Below are 17,213 nucleotides of genomic sequence, written 5' to 3' on the forward strand. Positions count from 1 at the left end.
CGGGGCCTCGCTCTCGCTCCGTTCACCGACCCGGCTGGATGCTGATGCGGCCCGCGGCGAGAGAGACATCGATCGTGCGCCGCGCACCGGAGGACTCGTCCACGGTGGCGTCGAACGACCCGGCGCTGACGTCCTGCCGGATGCGGTAGTCGACGTCCGGGAGGGTCAGGTTGAGCGACCCGGCGTTCACATCGATAGTGGTCGCGGACGGCCCCTCGCCGGTGAGCTCGACCGTGAGGTCGCCCGCCGCGATCCCGAGGTCCGCCTGCGTCACGCCGTCGAGGAGGACGTCGGCGCGACCGGCGTTCATCTGCACGTCGAACACCTCCGCCGCGCCCGCGATGTCCAGCGATCCCGCATTGACCTGCACCTCCAACGTCCCGAACTCGCCGGACACGTCGAGAGAGCCCGCGTCGAGCGTGAGGTTCGCCCCGAGGTCGGTCCCGCTGAGCTCCTCCGGCAGGGTGAGGACCACGCGCTCCTCCTCGCCGAACCAGTTGCCGAACCACCAGCCGAAGACCGGCTGGGGACTGCGGACGACCATCTGGTCGCCCTCGCGCTCGAAGGTCCAGCCCGTCCCGCGGCCGTTGGCGACCGAGAGCTCGGCCTCGTCGATGTTCGCGAACTCGATGCGGACCATGCTCGCATCCGCGTCGAGGTCGATCGCCGTGATTCCGTCGACATCGAGCGTCTGGACGGCATCCGCCCGGTTCGACGAGAGGAGGGTACCCGTCGCGGCCACCGCAGCCGTCCCGCCGGCCCCGACGAGAGCGATGCCTCCGACGACGGCGGTGAGGACCAGGATCCCGGTCGCGCCGGACGACCGGCCCGGCTCGGGCGCACCCGACGCGGGGGACGTCGCCGGCGACGGCGGGGGAGTGAGCGGGGTGTGCCCGCCCTGTGCTCCGGGGTTCTCGGTGGTCATCGTGTGGCTCCTGTCTGGCCGTTCGACGGCGACGTGCCGCCCGTGTTCTCGATGTGGGCGAGAGCGGCGAGGACGCGGCGGTTGCCCGACTCGCCCTGCTCGAAGCCCAGCTTCTGGAAGATGGAGGTGATGTGCTTCTCGACGCTCGCCTCCGAGAGGAAGAGGAGCCCCGCGATCGCCTGGTTCGACTTCCCCTCCGCGATGAGCGCGAGCACCGTCCGCTCGCGCTCCGTGAGCCGCATCATGCGGTCGTCACGGTTGCGGCGGGTCAGCAGCTGCGCGACGACCTCGGGGTCGAGGACGGTGGCGCCGTCGGCGATCCGCTGCACCGAATCGATGAACTCGGCGACATCCGCCACCCGATCCTTCAGGAGGTAGCCGAGCGGACCGCCCTGCGCGGCGATGAGGTCGGACGCGTAGCGCTCCTCCACGTACTGCGAGAGCACGAGGATGGCGAGCGCCGGGTGCACGGTCCGGAGGTCGAGCGCCGCGCGGATGCCCTCGTCGGTGTACGTCGGCGGGAGCCGCACATCGAGGATGCAGAGGTCCGGGGACGCGGATGCCACAGTGGCTCGGAGATCGGTGGTGTCGGTGAGGGCGGCGACCACCTCATGACCGGCGTCCTCGAGCAGACGCACAAGCCCCTCGCGCAGGAGGACGGAGTCCTCGCAGATCAGGATGCGCATGGCACGTTCACCTCCAGGCTGGTCGGACCGCCCTGCGGGCTGTCGAGGCGGAAAGTCCCGCCGGCGGCGAGGATCCGGTTGGCGATGCCGTCGAGGCCGCCGCCCGGGAGCACCTGCGCGCCGCCCATGCCGTTGTCCTCGACCCGTGCCCACAGGATGCCCCCCTCGCGGAGGCGGACCGTGACCCGCGCCTCGCTCGCTCGGGAGTGCTTCGCCGCGTTGGTCAGCGACTCGGCGATGGAGAAGTACACCGCCGCCTCCGCCTCCCGCGCCGGCCGCGGAGCCGACGGATCCATCCGCACGTCGAGCTGCACCGGGATGGGGGAGCGGCTGGCGAGCGCGGACAGCGCCGCATCGAGTCCGCGATCATCGAGGACGGACGCGTGGATGCCGCGAGCGAGCTGCCGCAACTCGGTGATCGCCGCCTTGGTGGAGGTGTGCGCCTCGGAGATCAGCACTTTCGCCGCGGCGGGATCGCTGTCGATCTTCTGCTGGGCGAGCCCGAGAGTCATGCCCACCGAGACGAGTCGGGGCTGGACGCCGTCGTGCAGATCCCGCTCGATGCGGGTGCGCTCGACATCCGCGGCGCGCACGGCTCCCTCCCGCTGGGCGGTGGAGGCCCGCACCCGTTCGGTGAGCTCCGCCTCCCGGGCCCGCGCCACGATGGCCAGGGCCAGGGTCCGCGCCAGGAAGGCGAGGCCGATGATCGCGCCGACCGAAACGACGACACCGAGGATGCCGATGAGCGGGGCCCACGACGCCGGGATCTCCGCCCCAACGAACGGCGCCCGGATGGTCTCGGCCGGGGTCAGCGGCGCGAACGCGATGATCGCCGACCACACGAGGGTCCAGAACAGCCGCAGCACGAAGAAGCCGAGAACGGCCGTGATGACGAAGTTCGCGACCGCTCGCCACATCCGACCGTCGATCGACTGCCGGCCGAGGGTACGGAGCCACCCGCCGAACCCGGAGCGCTCACGCGGTCGCAGGCGGAGCGGAACAGTGGGCACCCGGTAGAGGCCGGCGACGCGCTCCACCTCGAACCAGCCGACGCCGAAGAGGGCGTACACCAGTCCCACGAGGAGGAAGACGCCGACGCCGAAGACGATGAGAAGGCCGATCCCCGCTCCGAGGAGCCCGCCGAGCACGCCGATCACGCCGCCGCCGATCACCCCCGCACCCGCCAGGTGCAGGATGGTGAGGGGGAGGCGCAATGGCGGCGAGGCCGCTGCCGCGGAGGCCGGGATCGCAGTCTGTGTGGTCATGGTTCCACGGTAGGGCCGGGCCGCGGCACCGCCCACCGAGGCAACCGGACACTCGCCTTCGGGTTTTCCCTACTGGGTGTGCGGACGACGAGGATCTGCTTTACTGGGCGCATGACGACGCATGAGAACGAGCCCCACGGTTCGGGCGTGAGTCAGCGCCTCAACTGGCTGCGTGCCGGCGTGCTCGGCGCGAACGACGGGATCGTGTCGGTGGCCTCGCTGGTCGTCGGCGTCGCGGGTGCCACGACGGACAGCGCCGCGCTACTCACCGCTGGCGTCGCGGGTCTCGTCGGCGGCGCGATCTCCATGGCCCTCGGGGAGTACGTCTCGGTGAGCAGTCAGCGCGACAGCGAGCGGGCACTCATCGCCAAGGAGCGCGAAGAGCTGCGGACCATGCCGGCGGAGGAGCTGGCGGAGCTGACCGCGCTCTACCGCCGGCGCGGACTCTCGGAGGAGACGGCCGAGCGGGTGGCGGAGGAGCTCACCGCCCACGACGCCCTCGCCGCACACCTCGAGGTGGAGCTCGGTATCGATCAGGACGATCTGGTCAATCCGTGGCACGCCGCCGCGTCTTCCGCCATCGCGTTCACACTCGGGGCACTCCTCCCGCTCCTCGCGATCCTCCTCCCGCCGCCGGAGGCTCGAGTGCCCGTCACCTTCGTCGCCGTCCTCCTCGCACTGGCGCTCACCGGGACGGTGTCGGCGCGCATCGGCGGTTCACCCCCGCTCCGCGCCGCGCTCCGGCTGGTGGTCGGTGGAGCGCTGGCGCTGGCCGCGACCTGGCTGATCGGCTCGCTCCTCGGATCCACCGGCGTCGTCTGAGCCCGCACACGCGGAAGGGCGGGTGCCGTAGCACCCGCCCTTCCGTCGACCGTGAGGATCAGTTCGACATGAAGCCGACGAGCAGACCGCCGGTGACCTTCACCGCCAGGTTGTAGATGCCCGCGATCACCGCACCGAGCACCGTGAAGACGATCAGGTTGAGGATCGCCACGACGGCCGCGAATGCCATGACCTGCGGCAGACCCACGAGCTCCGACAGCGGGATGGCGCCGTCGGTGAAGCTGCGCACGAACTCGTCGGCGGTGGACATGATGCCGGTGGCCTGCAGCACGAGGAAGATGAGGAAGAACGACACCATCGTGACGACGGCCAGTGCGACCGCTCCCAGGAAGGAGAGCTTCACGGCGGACCAGAAGTCGACGTAGACGAGGCGCAGACGAACCTGCTTACCGCCGGTCTTCCGTGTCGACTTCTTCGCCAGCTTGTCGGCCACTGTGCTCATGCGTCTGTATCCTCGGGTGTCTCAGTCGTCTGGGGGGCCTCGGCATCGGCATCCGGCTCAGTCTCTTCTTCGGTGAGACCACGCTCACCATTCCGGGCGATGGCGAGGATGCGGTCAGCCTCCGTCGTGCGGGCGAACACCACTCCCATGGTGTCGCGACCCTTGGCGGGGACCTCGGCCACGGCAGAGCGTACCACCTTGCCGCTGGACAGAACCACCAAGACCTCGTCGTCCTCGGACACGATCAGACCGCCCGCGAGAGTGCCCCGATCGTCGTTCAACTTGGCGACCTTGATGCCGTATCCACCGCGTCCCTGGACGCGGTATTCCTCGACGGCGGTGCGCTTGGCGTAGCCCCCGTCGGTGACGACGAACACATACTTGCCTGGTGCGGCGACCGAGGCGGACAGCAGGCTGTCGCCCTCGCGGAACTTCATGCCCTTCACACCGGCGGTGGCGCGACCCATCGGGCGCAGCGCCTCGTCGGTCGCCTGGAACCTCACCGACATGCCCTTGCGGCTGATGAGAAGGATGTCGTCCTCGGCGTTGACGAGGAGGGCGCTGACCAGCTCGTCCTCATCGTTCAGGCGGATGGCGATGACGCCGCCCTGACGGTTGGTGTCGTAGTTGTCGAGACGGGTCTTCTTGACCAGACCGTCGCGCGTGGCGAGGACGAGGTAGTCCGCCACCGCGTAGTCGCGGATGTCGAGGACCTGTGCGATGCTCTCGTCGGGCTGCAGCGCGAGGAGGTTCGCGACGTGCGTGCCCTTCGCGTCGCGCCCGGCCTCCGGCACCTCATACGTCTTCGCGCGGTAGACCCGGCCCTTGTCGGTGAAGAACAGCAGCCAGTGATGGGTCGTGGTGACGAAGAAGTGCTCGACGATGTCGTCGGCGCGCAGCTGGGCGCCCTTGACGCCCTTGCCGCCGCGGTGCTGCGAACGGTAGTTGTCGCTGCGGGTGCGCTTGATGTACCCCTCGCGGGTGACGGTGACGACCATCTCCTCCTCGGCGATGAGGTCTTCCATCGACACATCGCCATCAAAGCCGTGCAGGATGTGCGTGCGCCGCTCGTCGCCGAACCGGTCGACGATGGCGGTGAGCTCCTCGCGGATGATGGTCCGCTGCCGGCCCTGGTCGGCGAGGATCGCCTTGTAGTCGGCGATGAGCGCTTCGAGCTCGTTCGCCTGGTCGATGATCTTCTGACGCTCCAGCGCGGCGAGGCGACGGAGCTGCATCTGCAGGATGGCATCGGCCTGGATCTCGTCGATGTCGAGGAGCTTCTGCAGACCCTCGTTCGCATCCTGGGTCGTCTGCGACCGGCGGATGAGCGCGATGACCTCGTCGAGCGCGTCGAGCGCCTTCAGATAGCCGCGCAGGATGTGCATGCGCTTCTCGGCCTCGTTCAGGCGGAACTGCGTCCGTCGTACGATGACGTCGATCTGGTGGGCGATCCAGTTCGAGATGAAGCCGTCGATCGCGAGCGTCCGGGGAACGCCGTCGACGATCGCCAGCATGTTCGCGCCGAAGTTCTCCTGCAGCTGCGTGTGCTTGTAGAGGTTGTTCAGCACCACCTTCGCCACGGCATCGCGCTTGAGCACGACGACGAGGCGCTGACCCGTGCGGTCCGAGGACTCGTCGCGGATGTCGGCGATGCCGGTGATCTTGCCGTCGCGCGCGAGGTCGCCGATCTTGACCGCCACGTTGTCGGGGTTCACCTGGTACGGCAGCTCGGTGATGACCAGGCAGGTCCGCCCCTGGATCTCCTCGACGTTGACGACCGCGCGCATCGTGATCGAGCCGCGGCCGGTGCGGTACGCCTCGTGGATGCCCTTCGTGCCGAGGATCTGCGCGCCGGTCGGGAAGTCCGGTCCGGGAATGCGCTGGATCAGCCCGTCGAGCAGCTGCTCGCGGGGGAGGTCCGGGTTGTCCAGCGCCCAGAGCGCGGCATCGGACACCTCGCGGAGGTTGTGCGGCGGGATGTTGGTCGCCATGCCGACCGCGATGCCGACCGAGCCGTTGACGAGGAGGTTCGGGAACCGGGACGGCAGAACCGTCGGCTCCTGGGTCTGGCCGTCGTAGTTGTCGGCGAAGTCGACGGTGTCCTCTTCGATGTCGCGCACCATCTCGAGCGCGAGCGGGGCCATCTTCGTCTCGGTGTACCGCGGTGCCGCCGCGCCCATGTTGCCGGGCGAGCCGAAGTTGCCCTGGCCGAGAGCGAGCGGGTATCGGAGCGACCACGGCTGCACGAGACGGACGAGGGCGTCGTAGATCGCCGAGTCGCCGTGCGGGTGGTACTGACCCATGACCTCGCCGACGACGCGGGCGCACTTGGAGAACGACTTGTCGGGCCGGAATCCGCCGTCGTACATGCCGTAGATCACCCGGCGGTGCACGGGCTTGAGACCGTCGCGGACGTCAGGGAGCGCGCGGCCGACGATGACCGCCATGGCGTAGTCGAGATAGCTGCGCTGCATCTCCGACTGGAGATCGACCTGGTCGATCTTGCCGTGCTCGTGGCCCTCGGTGATGTCGGGGCGTTCTTCGTCAGTCATGTGTCTTTCCTGGTTGGCTGAGCTTGTCGAGGCGTCGGGTCCCCTGGCACACGCTCGAGGACCCCGCGGTGATCAGATGTCGAGGAACCGGACGTCCTTGGCGTTGCGCTGGATGAAGCTCCGACGCGACTCCACGTCCTCGCCCATCAGCACGCTGAAGATCTCGTCCGCGGCGGCGGCGTCCTCGATGGTCACCTGGCGGAGCGTCCGGGTGGTGTGGTCCATCGTGGTCTCCCACAGCTCCTTGGCGTTCATCTCGCCGAGACCCTTGTAGCGCTGGATGCCCGCGTCCTTCGGGATGCGCTTGCCGTTCTCCAGGCCGTAGGCCAGCAGCGCGTCGCGCTCGGCGTCGCTGAACACGTACTCGTGCGCCGCGTTCGACCACTTCAGGCGGTAGAGCGGGGGCATCGCGAGGTACACGAAGCCGGCCTCGATGAGTCCGCGCATGTAGCGGAACAGCAGCGTGAGCAGCAGGGTGGTGATGTGCTGACCGTCGACATCGGCATCGGCCATCAGCACGATCTTGTGGTACCGCGCCTTCTCGATGTCGAACTCCTCGCCGATGCCCGTGCCGAAGGCCTGGATCATCGCCTGGACTTCCTTGTTGCCGAGCGCCTTGTCGAGGCGCGCCCGCTCGACGTTGAGGATCTTGCCGCGCAGGGCGAGGATCGCCTGCGTGTGCGGGTCGCGACCCTGCACCGCCGAGCCGCCGGCCGAGTCTCCCTCCACGAGGAAGATCTCGCTGATCGACGGGTCCTTGCTCGTGCAGTCCTTGAGCTTGTCCGGCATGGCGGCGGACTCGAAGACGCTCTTGCGACGGGCCGTCTCGCGCGCCTTGCGGGCGGCGAGCCGCGCGGTCGCGGCGTCGATTGCCTTGCGGATGACGTTCTTCGCCTGGCTCGGGTTTCGGTCGAACCAATCGCCGAGCTGGTCGCCGACCACCTTCTGCACGAACGCCTTCGCCTCGGTGTTACCGAGCTTCGTCTTGGTCTGCCCCTCGAACTGGGGCTCGCCGAGCTTGATCGAGATGACGGCGGTCAGCCCCTCGCGCACATCGTCGCCGGAGAGGTTATCGTCCTTCTCCTTGAGGAGGTTGTTCGCGCGGGCGTAGCGGTTGACGAGCGTGGTGAGCGCCGCCCGGAAGCCCTCCTCATGCGTGCCGCCCTCGTGCGTGTTGATCGTGTTCGCGTAGGTGAACACGTTCTCCGTGTAGGACGTGGTCCACTGCATCGCGACCTCGAGGGAGATCTTGCGCGCCGTGTCCTCCGACTCGAAGGCGATGATCTCCTCGTTGACGACCTCGGCGTGGCGCACCTTGTTCAGGTACTCGACGTAGTCGACGAGGCCGCGCTCGTAGAAGAAGACGTCGCTCGGCTGCTTCGTGACCGCCTGGCCGTCTTCCTCGGTCTCGTAGGCCGACTCCGGCCGCTCGTCCGACAGCTCGATGCGCAGTCCCTTGTTGAGGAATGCCATCTGCTGAAACCGGGTGCGGAGCGTGTCGTAGTCGAACTCGACGGTCTCCTGGAAGATCTCCGCGTCCGGCCAGAACGTGATGCTCGTGCCGGTCTGGTCGGTGGCCTCGCCCTTCTCGAGCTTCTGCTGCGGGACGCCGCCGTCGGCGAAGCTGTGCCGCCAGACGAAGCCCTTCTGCTTGACCTCCACGTCGAAACGCGTCGACAGGGCGTTCACGACCGAGGAGCCGACGCCGTGCAGACCGCCGGAGACGGCGTAGGCGCCGCCGCCGAACTTGCCGCCCGCGTGCAGGATCGTGAGCACGACCTCGACGGTCGACTTCGACGGGTCGGACGAGTGCGGGTCGACGGGGATGCCACGACCGTTGTCGACGACGCGCACCCCGCCATCGGCGAGAAGGGTGACGAAGATCGTGTCGGCGTAGCCGGCCAGCGCCTCGTCCACCGAGTTGTCGACGATCTCGTAGACGAGGTGGTGCAGTCCACGTGGCCCGGTCGAGCCGATGTACATGCCGGGGCGCTTGCGCACGGCCTCGAGTCCTTCGAGGATCTGGATCGAGTCGGCGCCGTACTCACCGGGCTGCTGCTTCTTCGGTGCGGGTGCCGCCGATCCTCCGGCCTGTGAGCCCGACGAAGCGTCGTTGTTCGGTTCCGTCTCGTCAGCAGGGGATTCAGGCGTCATCAGAGGGCATTCTCCAGATCGATATCTCGAACTCCCATTCTAGCGGGGTTTCGAGTCGAAATGCCGCTCAACGGCCGCGTGTGGCCCTCTGAGCGTTTCGGACCCCTTGCATGGTGCCCTACCCGTAGGTATCGCGCGGGCCCCGCCCTGGAACGGCTCTGGGACCCCATTTCCACGAGGGGACGTCCGGTCCGATGAAGCGGAGGTTCTCCACTCCCGCTTCCGGATACCGTCGTCCGATCTCGGTGAGGATCGTCGCGCGCATGAACTGGAGGTTCTTCGCCCAGGCCGTGGAATCGCATTTGACGGTGAGCAGCCCGCGTTCGAGCGATACCGGTTCCGAGTGCTTCGCGGTGTCCGCCCCGGCGAGGTCGGCCCACTGGCGGACGAGGTCTTCCCGGGCGAGCGTCGTCTCCCACCCGGACTCGCGGCTGAGGGTGTCGAGGACGGCACCGAGGCTGCCCGGATCGCGTCCGGGGGTGAACGGCGCGTTGTCGTCGTCGACGGTGATCCGTCGCTTGCGCTTCCAGTTCTTGGCGCTCGGCTGGAGTCCCCGCAGTCGAAGGTAGGTCGCGACGGTCTCAGGAGCCTCCGGCGCGGCCGCGCTGTCGGTGAGCACATCAGTCATGACTCGCACCCTCCTCTCCCTGCGATCGGTTGCGCTCGTCGCTGATGGTGCCCGCCGCGATACGGACCACGTGAGCGTGGAGCACGTCGGGGATATCCTCCTCCACCGCTGCGGTGACCACCACCTGCTCGTAGCCTGCGGTGAGGGTGGCGAGTCGCTGGCGCCGATCCGCGTCGAGCTCGGCGAAGACGTCGTCGAGGATGAGCACCGGGTCGCCGGCGGGAGACTCGCTACGCAACAGCTCCGCGGAGGCGAGCCGCAGAGCGAGGGCGACAGACCAGGACTCGCCATGCGAGGCGTAGCCCTTCACGGGGAGGTCGCGGACGCGCAGCACCAGATCGTCGCGATGCGGTCCGGTGAGGGTGAGGCCGCGGTCGAGCTCGTTCGATCGCTTCGCGGCGAGGGAGGCGCGGAACATCTCGGCGATGCGACGGGAGTCCCCGCGCACGTCGTCGACGGGGGCGGAGGCCTCCGTGTCGTCCCGATCGTCGTCGTCCTCCGGATCGCCGCCGGCGACGGACAGCGCCCAGTCCAGCCGCGGCCGGTGATCGGCGCCCGCGATCGCCGCATAGGCATCGGCCACCGGCTGCTGCAGGTCGGCGGCCAACCGCTGCCGCGCGGAGATGATCTCCGATCCGAGGGACACGAGCTTGTCGTCCCAGACGTCCAGGGTGCTCAATGCCTCACCGCGGATGCCGCGCGCCCGTGCCGACTTGAGAAGGGCGTTGCGCTGCTTGAGTACGCGATCGTAGTCGGCCAGTACCGCGGCGAGACGCGGGGTGCGCTGGATGAGGAGCTGGTCGGCGAACCGGCGACGGGCCGACGGGTCGCCCCGGACGATCTGGAGGTCTTCCGGTGCGAACAGCACGACATGCGCATAGCGGGGGAGTTCATTGGTCTTCGACGGGGAGCCGTTGATGCGAGCTTTGTTCGATCCCTGCCGGTTGAGCTGCACCTCGACCAGCACGCGCCGCTCGCCGTGGGAGAGCCGCGCCCGGATGACGGCGAAGTCCTGGCCGTCCCGCACCATCGGAGCGTCGGTGGACACGCGGTGCGACCCGAGCGTCGCGAGGAAGACCACCGCCTCGGCGAGGTTCGTCTTGCCCTGACCGTTCCGCCCGACGAGGACGTTGGGCCCTCGGTGCAGGGCGAGTTCCGCGGTCGCGTAATTGCGGAAATCGACCAGGCTGAGGTGCTCCACAATCACGGAGCCAGCCTACCTTCCGGGTCGGACACTCCCTCGGGGCGAGTGCTCGCGCTCAGCGCAGGAGCAGGTTGGGCTGCAGCAGGTACTTGAACGAGTCCAGGCCGGCCTGGTCGACCGAGGTCTGGCTGGTGATGAGGACCGGGCTGAGCTTGTTGGCGTTGTCGCTGGAGGTGAACGTGACCCGCACGAACTCGCTCTTGACCGCGCCGAGGGCTTCGATGAGGTACTGCGGGTTGAGCCCCAGCGTCACCTCGTCGCCACCGGAGAGGATCGCGTCGACCGACTCGGACGCGCGGGCGTGCTCGCTGCCCGAGGCATCCATGGTGACGCTGTCGGTCGAGAACGTGAAGCGCAGCGGCGCGGCACGGTCGAGCACGAGGGACACACGGCGCACGGCCTCGATGAGGTCAGCGGTGTTGACGACGGCGTAGTGATCGGTCTGCTCCGGGAAGAGGCGGCGCACCGGGGGGAAGTTGCCCTTGATGAGGAGCGAGGTCACGGTCTTGTTGCCGGCGGTGAACGCGATGATCTCGCGGTCCCCGGCCCCCGAGAACGCGATCTGGATCGTGCCGGCGTGACCGAAGGTCTTCCCGACCTCGACGAGGGTGCGAGCGGGGACGAGTGCGGTGGCCTCGACGGCCTCGCCGTCCCACGGCACGTCGCGGAGCGAAACCCGGTAGCGGTCGGTGGCGACGAGGCTGAGCGTGTGGCCGGTGACCTCGAGCTGGACACCCGTCAGCACGGGAGTCACATCGTCGCGGGATGCCGCGAAGCCGACCTGCGCGATCGCGGTGCCGAACTCGTCGGCGGGGACGACGCCGGATGATCCGGACACCTCGGGGATCGACGGGTATTCCTCGACCGGCATGGCGGCGAGCGTGAAGCGCGCCGAGCCGCAGGTGACGGCGATCCCGCCGTCATCCTCGACGGCGATCTCGATGGGAGCGTTCGGGAGGCGGCTCGCGATGTCCGAGAGCAGACGGCCGTGGACGAGGATCGTCCCCGGGGTCTCGACTGTCGCCTCGATGGTCGTCCGCGCGGAGGCCTCGTAGTCGAAGGCCGAGAGCGTGAGTCCGGAACCGTCGGCCTCGATCAGGACTCCGGCGAGGATCGGCTGCGGATTGCGCTGGGGGAGCAGCTTGACGACGAAGGACACAGCCTCGCTGAAGACATCGCGGTTGACCTGAAACCTCACGGGTGCTCCCTTGTCGTCGAACATGACGGGTCGTCGTCGGGTCCTGCCAGTGCAGGGAATCCCATGCTAGCCCCACAGTCCTGCGCTTCCCTACGCCGGAGGTCTTGTCATGCCTCGGACGGTTCTCCCCACCGTCTGGTGATCGGATCGCACCCTGAATGACTTAACTCCTTAACGGTGTTAACACCTGTGGATACTGTGGATAAGTCGGTGGAAAGCAAGCGCGAGTAGGGAACTACACACTTGTCACTTGTGGAGACCCTGAGGAATCCGCGGGTGGACGAGGGTCCATCGCGATTCGACCGTCCCGTGGTTATCCACAGGTTTCTCCGATCGACCCACACCTGCGTCGGCGCGTTCCACGGTCATCCACAAGTTATCCACATGTGCATAGACGCATTTATCCGGCGATCAGGGCCCTGTCAAACGCCGAAGGGACGCCGTCCGGTGTCGGATGGCGTCCCTCTCGTGCGCGCAGGCGTCAGCGACGACCGAGCTGCGTGGTGATCTCGGTCACCTGGTTGTAGATGGAGCGACGCTCTTTCATGAGCTCGCTGATCTTCTTGTAGGCATACATGACCGTCGTGTGGTCGCGGTTGCCGAAGAGCTGGCCGATCTTCGGGAGGGAGAGGCTGGTCCGTTCACGACAGAGGTACATGGCGATCTGCCGGGCGGTGGCGATCTGCTGCGAGCGGCTGGAGCCGTACAGATCGTCGACGGTGAGCTTGAAGTACTGTGCGGTCGCCGTGATGATGTCGGTCGGCGAGATGATGTTGTCCTCGGCCGTGTCGATGATGTCCCGCAGGACGGTCTGGGCGAGGGAGATGTCGAGGGCCGAACGGTTCAGGCTCGCGAACGCCGACACCCGGATGAGTGCTCCCTCCAGCTCGCGGATGTTCGAGGACACGACCGTGGCGATGTACTCGAGCACCTCGTCGGGGATGTGGAGAGCCTCGCTCTGCGCCTTCTTCCGCAGGATGGCGATACGCGTCTCGAGATCGGGTGCCTGCACGTCGGTGATGAGGCCCCACTCGAATCGGCTGCGCATGCGGTCCTCGAAGCCCGTGAGGTGCTTCGGCGCGACATCGCTGGTGATCACGACCTGCTTGTTGTGATCGTGCAGCGTGTTGAACGTGTGGAAGAACGCCTCCTGCGTCTCCGCACGCCCCTGGAGGAACTGGATGTCGTCGATGAGGAGGATGTCCACCTCGCGGTACCGGGCTTGGAAGGCGGCGCCGCGGTTGTTGGCGATGGAGTTGATGAAGTCGTTCGTGAACTCCTCGCTGGAGACGTAGCGCACCTTGACTCCGGCGTAGAGGGACTGCGCGTAGTCGCCGATGGCGTGCAGGAGGTGGGTCTTGCCCAGTCCGGAGTCGCCGTAGATGAAGAGCGGGTTGTAGGCCTTGGCCGGCGCCTCGGCGACGGCCACCGCGGCCGCGTGGGCGAAGCGGTTGGACTGGCCGATGACGAAGTTGTCGAAGGTGTACTTCGGGTTGAGGCGGGACTCGTGGCGTAGCGCCGTCGGCTGCTCCATCGGCGACTCGGCGCGCACCGGATCCTGCCGACCGTAGTCCGCCACGGCGATCGGAGCGGTGGGCTGATCGGCGAGCTCGTGGTTGACGACCACCCGATACGACGTCACTTCCTCGCCGACATGAGCGAGGGCCTCCATGATGGGCAGGCGCAGACGCTTGTTGATCTGCGCCGCGGTGAGGTCGTTCGGCACCTCCAGGTACAGCGTCGCCGACATCACCCCGGCCGGCACCGCGAGGCTCAGGAAGCCCTGAAGCTGCGGGGTGACCCGATCGTCGGATTCCAGCAGCTCCTGCACCGTGGTCCAGATCGGGACATCGGGCTGGGCTGGTGAGGACATGGTGCTCCGGACGACGGATCGGGAAGGGGAGCGCGGGAGGGGCTGCCCTGTGGATAACTACGGATGCCCACGCTAGTCATCGGCGTCGGGAACGGCAACCTGCCGCAGAGAATCAGGTCGTGTGGCGGTTCGGTCGATTGCTCGGGGTTGTGGATAGCTCCTGTGTGGAGGGGAGCCGGGCGCCGTCAGTCGGCGTCGTATACGCAGCTGACCGTGCCGGAGTCCGAGGTCTCCTCGACGACCAGGTCATCGTTCCAGTAGATCCTGCAACCCACCGTCTGATCCTTGCTGTCGCTCGGGGCCGTGATCGTGATCCAGGTGGACGACTCCGAGGTGGTGTACTGCGCGTTTCCCACAGCCGGCCAGGGAAGCGTCCTGGTCTCGGCGTCGCTGCTGAACGTGGCGGTGACCCCGGACTGCGGTCCTGTTCCCTCGAGGAAGACCTTGTTCTGCGGCGGCGACCAGAGTCCGAGCAGGAAGACGACCAGCAGGACGAGGGCGAGGACGAGCGCGGCGAGGGCAGCTGCCAACCCGAGACCTGCCGTGCGGCGCTCGTCCGAAGGAGCGCGGCGCGCTCGGCGGGCGAGGACGACTCCGCCGATCGCGGCTGCCGCGCCGAGGACGAAGGCGGGGATCAGCCAGGGGTTCTGGAGGGCGTAGTACGGAACGGCGAGGGCGACCAGGAGGATCAGGGAGACAGCGCCGGTGGCGATCGCCGCGGTGGAGAGCGCACCTGATGCTCCGCCGTCACGGGCGGGCTCGGAACCGGAGTCGGAGGAGGGGGTCTGCTGATCGGTCATCTCGGCCTCTCGCTGGCATGGCATCTCGGCTCATCGGCGGTCGGATTAGCATATCGACGGCCGGATGGCGCCCTCGCACGCGGAGCGGCCCGGAACGGCCGTACGGTAGATTTGCCCTGTGCGCCGCCAAGACGTACCCTTAATCGGTTGACTTATGCCTGTATGGCAGTTCCCTATGTCTCCGGTCGAAGTGAATCCGGTGGCAGCATTCCCGGAGTGATCTCATGAGCAAGCGCACCTTCCAGCCCAACAACCGTCGTCGCGCCAAGAAGCACGGCTTCCGTGCCCGCATGCGCACCCGCGCCGGCCGTGCCATCCTCTCGGCACGCCGCGCGAAGGGCCGTACCGAGCTCTCCGCGTAAGCAGCTGTGCTCGCCCGCCCGTTCCGTTTGACCCGCGGGAGCGACTACCGACTGGTCGTTCGACGCGGATCGCGTTGTGGCGGGGCCCGCGTCCTCACCTCGATGCTGGCGACGGGTGAGAGCAGAGCAGCGCGTTTCGGTTTCATCATCAGCAAGCAGGTGGGTACCGCTGTGGTGCGAAACACCGTGCGCCGGCGCCTCAAAGCCGTCTGTGCGGAGGCGCTCCCGCGTGTTCCTCAGGGCACGGATGTCGTCATCCGTGCCCTTCCTGCGTCGGCGACCGCGTCGTACGCGGAACTCCGGAGTGACGTTCACCGCTGTCTGGCGCGGCTCGCGCCCGTCGAGGCCGCATCATGACCGCGTTGCCGGCGTCGTCGGTGGGCACGGGGGAGATGCACGGACGCGACGTGCTCCGAAGCATCCCGCTCCTTCCGCGCAACGCCGTGCTGGCTTTCCTCGCGGGGTACCGCAAGGTGGTCTCGCCGATGTACGGAGACGTGTGTGCGTACTACCCCTCTTGTTCCGCCTACGCTGTAGGTGCGGTGCAGCAGCATGGCGCCGTGCGGGGGGCTCTGCTCTCGGCGTGGCGCATCCTCCGCTGCAATCCCTGGTCTCGCGGAGGCGTCGACGACGTCACACCGCATCGACACTTCCGCTACGACCTGACCGCTCACGGTTTCGTCGTCCCCTCCCGAAAGGACTGATCGGTGGGTCTTGACCTTCTGTTCGCCAGTGCCACCCCCAGCCCGGAACCGGCATCCGGCGGATTCGATCTGCTCGGAACGATCCTGTGGCCGCTGAAGTGGATCGTCGAGCTCATCCTCGTCGCCTGGCATTGGCTGCTGACGGCCGTCGGTCTCCCTGCGGCTTCCGGCATCACCTGGGTCCTCTCGATCGTCGGACTCGTGATCGTGGTCCGCGCGGCGCTCATCCCGCTGTTCGTGAAGCAGATCAAGAGCCAGCGCAAGATGATGGAAATCGCTCCTGAACTGCGAAAAGTCCAGGAGAAGTACCGCGGCAAGAAGGACCAGCTCTCTCGTGAGGCGATGAGCCGCGAGACGATGGCGCTCTATAAGAAGCACGGCACGACGCCGATGTCGAGCTGCCTGCCGCTGCTCGTGCAGATGCCGATCTTCTTCTCGCTCTACAGCGTGCTGAGCGACGTCAGCAAGCACGCGACGCAAGGCATCGGCGGTGTCGGACTGCTGAGTGCCGAGCTCACGCAGGAGTTCTACGACGCGAAGCTCTTCGGGGTGGCCTCGCTGCACGAGACCCTCGGAAACGCGATCGATGCTCAGAACGTCACGGCGATCATCATCCTGGTGACCCTGGTCGTCCTGATGATCGCGTCGCAGTTCTTCACGCAGCTGCAGATCATCTCGAAGAACCTGTCGCCGGAAGCCAAGACCGGCCAGGCCTACCAGATGCAGAAGATCATGCTCTACGTGCTGCCGCTGGGCTTCATCTTCTCCGGTGTCTTCTTCCCGCTCGGCGTCGTCGTGTACTGGTTCATCTCCAACCTCTGGACCATGGGTCAGCAGTTCCTCGTGATCCGCGAGATGCCGACTCCGGGTTCCGAAGCGGCCAAGGCTCGCGAGGAGCGGCTCGCCCGCAAGGGCAAGGCGATCGACTCCTCCGGCAAGGTCGTTCCGATGGCTGCATACGAGGCCGAGCAGCAGCGTCTGCTCGAGGAGGCTGAGAAGGCGAAGGCGGCGGCGCCGAAGCGGCAGCAGCCGGTCGGCAAGAAGCGTGCGAAGAAGAAGGGGAACGCGTCATGAGCGAGGTCGTGACCGGGAGCGCAGAGCCCACTGTGGCGCAGCTCGAGAACGAGGGGGACGTCGCGGCGGACTACCTCGAGGAGCTGCTCGACATCGCCGACATCGACGGTGATCTGAACCTCGACGTCCGTCAGGGTCGTGCCTACGTTTCGGTCGAGGCCGAGGGCGATGGCCTCGCTCTGCTCTCCGCTCCGGACACTGTGCAGGCCCTGCAGGAGCTCACGCGTCTCGCCGTCCAGAACAAGACCGGCTCGTTCTCGCGTCTCATCCTCGACATCGGTGGTTCGCGTGACGCGCGCCGCCGCCAGCTCGTGACCCTGGTCGAGGCTGCAGCGGCCAAGCTCGATGAGGGTTCCTCGCAGGCGTCGCTGCCCGCGATGTCCAGCTACGAGCGCAAGTTGGTGCACGACATCGCTGCGGAGCGCGGGCTCGTCTCCGAATCGTACGGCGAGGGCGCGGACCGTCACACCGTCCTGCGCCGTCACTGACGTACCGAAGGCGAG

At 67.5% G+C, this 17,213-nt stretch carries 17 protein-coding genes; 6 read left to right on the forward strand and 11 right to left on the reverse strand.

The features are described from left to right. Positions 1–22 precede the first annotated feature (22 nt). Genes BK819_RS14515 through BK819_RS14525 form a run of 3 tightly spaced genes read right to left on the reverse strand, consistent with a single transcriptional unit; the run spans position 23 to position 2,876 of the window. Positions 23–925, reverse strand: a complete 903-nt coding sequence (locus tag BK819_RS14515) for a DUF4097 family beta strand repeat-containing protein (RefSeq protein ID WP_177173850.1) — start codon at positions 923–925, stop codon at positions 23–25. Continuing rightward, positions 922–1,611, reverse strand: coding sequence for a response regulator transcription factor (locus BK819_RS14520; RefSeq protein WP_071329761.1), 690 nt, complete (start codon positions 1,609–1,611; stop codon positions 922–924). The genes BK819_RS14515 and BK819_RS14520 overlap by 4 nt, the downstream gene beginning before the upstream one ends. Further along, complete coding sequence (locus BK819_RS14525; RefSeq protein ID WP_071329762.1) at positions 1,599–2,876, reverse strand: sensor histidine kinase; 1,278 nt, start codon at positions 2,874–2,876, stop codon at positions 1,599–1,601. Before BK819_RS14525 ends, BK819_RS14520 begins: the two co-directional genes overlap by 13 nt. A 111-nt stretch (positions 2,877–2,987) precedes the next feature. On the opposite strand from BK819_RS14525, the gene BK819_RS14530 reads away from it, so the two are divergent. Continuing rightward, on the forward strand, positions 2,988–3,698 hold the full coding sequence (locus BK819_RS14530; protein WP_071329763.1) for a VIT family protein: 711 nt from the start codon (positions 2,988–2,990) through the stop codon (positions 3,696–3,698). Between the two features lie 58 nt (positions 3,699–3,756). On the opposite strand, the gene BK819_RS14535 is transcribed toward BK819_RS14530, so the two are convergent. The 8 genes from BK819_RS14535 to BK819_RS14570 all read right to left on the reverse strand — a co-directional run bounded on the left by BK819_RS14535 (position 3,757) and on the right by BK819_RS14570 (position 14,570). Then, entirely contained in the window at positions 3,757–4,161 is a 405-nt protein-coding gene (locus BK819_RS14535; protein ID WP_071329764.1) for a DUF3566 domain-containing protein, read from the reverse strand. Beyond that, positions 4,158–6,713, reverse strand: a complete 2,556-nt coding sequence (gene gyrA / locus BK819_RS14540; RefSeq protein WP_071329765.1) for a DNA gyrase subunit A — start codon at positions 6,711–6,713, stop codon at positions 4,158–4,160. Before gyrA ends, BK819_RS14535 begins: the two co-directional genes overlap by 4 nt. Positions 6,714–6,785: 72 nt before the next feature. Next, positions 6,786–8,867 carry a DNA topoisomerase (ATP-hydrolyzing) subunit B gene (gyrB, locus tag BK819_RS14545; RefSeq protein WP_083391818.1) on the reverse strand — a complete coding sequence of 694 codons (2,082 nt, stop codon included), beginning with the start codon at positions 8,865–8,867 and terminating at the stop codon, positions 6,786–6,788. A gap of 118 nt (positions 8,868–8,985) precedes the next feature. After that, positions 8,986–9,495, reverse strand: coding sequence for a DUF721 domain-containing protein (locus BK819_RS14550; RefSeq protein WP_071329766.1), 510 nt, complete (start codon positions 9,493–9,495; stop codon positions 8,986–8,988). Further along, positions 9,488–10,702 carry a DNA replication/repair protein RecF gene (gene recF, locus BK819_RS14555; protein ID WP_071329767.1) on the reverse strand — a complete coding sequence of 405 codons (1,215 nt, stop codon included), beginning with the start codon at positions 10,700–10,702 and terminating at the stop codon, positions 9,488–9,490. Before recF ends, BK819_RS14550 begins: the two co-directional genes overlap by 8 nt. A 52-nt stretch (positions 10,703–10,754) precedes the next feature. After that, complete coding sequence (dnaN, locus tag BK819_RS14560) at positions 10,755–11,897, reverse strand: DNA polymerase III subunit beta (protein ID WP_025102872.1); 1,143 nt, start codon at positions 11,895–11,897, stop codon at positions 10,755–10,757. Between the two features lie 481 nt (positions 11,898–12,378). Then, on the reverse strand, positions 12,379–13,770 hold the full coding sequence (gene dnaA, locus BK819_RS14565; protein ID WP_060921326.1) for a chromosomal replication initiator protein DnaA: 1,392 nt from the start codon (positions 13,768–13,770) through the stop codon (positions 12,379–12,381). A 185-nt stretch (positions 13,771–13,955) separates the two neighbouring features. Further along, positions 13,956–14,570, reverse strand: coding sequence for a phage holin family protein (locus tag BK819_RS14570; RefSeq protein ID WP_071329768.1), 615 nt, complete (start codon positions 14,568–14,570; stop codon positions 13,956–13,958). Between the two features lie 224 nt (positions 14,571–14,794). Here BK819_RS14570 and rpmH point away from each other — a divergent pair, with 224 nt between their 5' ends. From rpmH to BK819_RS14590, 5 genes are read left to right on the forward strand one after another with little or no spacing between them, the layout of a single operon-like run. Further along, on the forward strand, positions 14,795–14,932 hold the full coding sequence (gene rpmH / locus BK819_RS14575; RefSeq protein ID WP_022879826.1) for a 50S ribosomal protein L34: 138 nt from the start codon (positions 14,795–14,797) through the stop codon (positions 14,930–14,932). A gap of 6 nt (positions 14,933–14,938) precedes the next feature. Then, positions 14,939–15,289 (forward strand): ribonuclease P protein component, encoded by a 351-nt coding sequence (rnpA, locus tag BK819_RS16425; RefSeq protein ID WP_083391819.1) that lies wholly within the window; start codon positions 14,939–14,941, stop codon positions 15,287–15,289. Continuing rightward, on the forward strand, positions 15,286–15,636 hold the full coding sequence (yidD, locus tag BK819_RS14580; protein ID WP_062637723.1) for a membrane protein insertion efficiency factor YidD: 351 nt from the start codon (positions 15,286–15,288) through the stop codon (positions 15,634–15,636). Before rnpA ends, yidD begins: the two co-directional genes overlap by 4 nt. A gap of 3 nt (positions 15,637–15,639) precedes the next feature. Beyond that, complete coding sequence (gene yidC / locus BK819_RS14585; RefSeq protein ID WP_071329769.1) at positions 15,640–16,710, forward strand: membrane protein insertase YidC; 1,071 nt, start codon at positions 15,640–15,642, stop codon at positions 16,708–16,710. After that, on the forward strand, positions 16,707–17,198 hold the full coding sequence (locus BK819_RS14590) for a R3H domain-containing nucleic acid-binding protein (protein WP_071329770.1): 492 nt from the start codon (positions 16,707–16,709) through the stop codon (positions 17,196–17,198). The genes yidC and BK819_RS14590 overlap by 4 nt, the downstream gene beginning before the upstream one ends. The last annotated feature ends 15 nt before the right edge of the window (positions 17,199–17,213 follow it).

The sequence above is a fragment of the Microbacterium sp. LCT-H2 genome, assembly GCF_001866135.1.
GTDB lineage: Bacteria > Actinomycetota > Actinomycetes > Actinomycetales > Microbacteriaceae > Microbacterium.

Coding starts and splice junctions, on each gene's coding strand:
- BK819_RS14515 (WP_177173850.1), bottom strand. CDS start 925: ATGACCACCGAGAACCCCGGAGCACAGGGCGGGCACACCCCGCTCACT.
- BK819_RS14520 (WP_071329761.1), bottom strand. CDS start 1,611: ATGCGCATCCTGATCTGCGAGGACTCCGTCCTCCTGCGCGAGGGGCTT.
- BK819_RS14525 (WP_071329762.1), bottom strand. CDS start 2,876: ATGACCACACAGACTGCGATCCCGGCCTCCGCGGCAGCGGCCTCGCCG.
- BK819_RS14530 (WP_071329763.1), top strand. CDS start 2,988: ATGACGACGCATGAGAACGAGCCCCACGGTTCGGGCGTGAGTCAGCGC.
- BK819_RS14535 (WP_071329764.1), bottom strand. CDS start 4,161: ATGAGCACAGTGGCCGACAAGCTGGCGAAGAAGTCGACACGGAAGACC.
- gyrA (WP_071329765.1), bottom strand. CDS start 6,713: ATGACTGACGAAGAACGCCCCGACATCACCGAGGGCCACGAGCACGGC.
- gyrB (WP_083391818.1), bottom strand. CDS start 8,867: ATGACGCCTGAATCCCCTGCTGACGAGACGGAACCGAACAACGACGCT.
- BK819_RS14550 (WP_071329766.1), bottom strand. CDS start 9,495: ATGACTGATGTGCTCACCGACAGCGCGGCCGCGCCGGAGGCTCCTGAG.
- dnaA (WP_060921326.1), bottom strand. CDS start 13,770: ATGTCCTCACCAGCCCAGCCCGATGTCCCGATCTGGACCACGGTGCAG.
- BK819_RS14570 (WP_071329768.1), bottom strand. CDS start 14,570: ATGACCGATCAGCAGACCCCCTCCTCCGACTCCGGTTCCGAGCCCGCC.
- rpmH (WP_022879826.1), top strand. CDS start 14,795: ATGAGCAAGCGCACCTTCCAGCCCAACAACCGTCGTCGCGCCAAGAAG.
- yidD (WP_062637723.1), top strand. CDS start 15,286: ATGACCGCGTTGCCGGCGTCGTCGGTGGGCACGGGGGAGATGCACGGA.
- BK819_RS14590 (WP_071329770.1), top strand. CDS start 16,707: ATGAGCGAGGTCGTGACCGGGAGCGCAGAGCCCACTGTGGCGCAGCTC.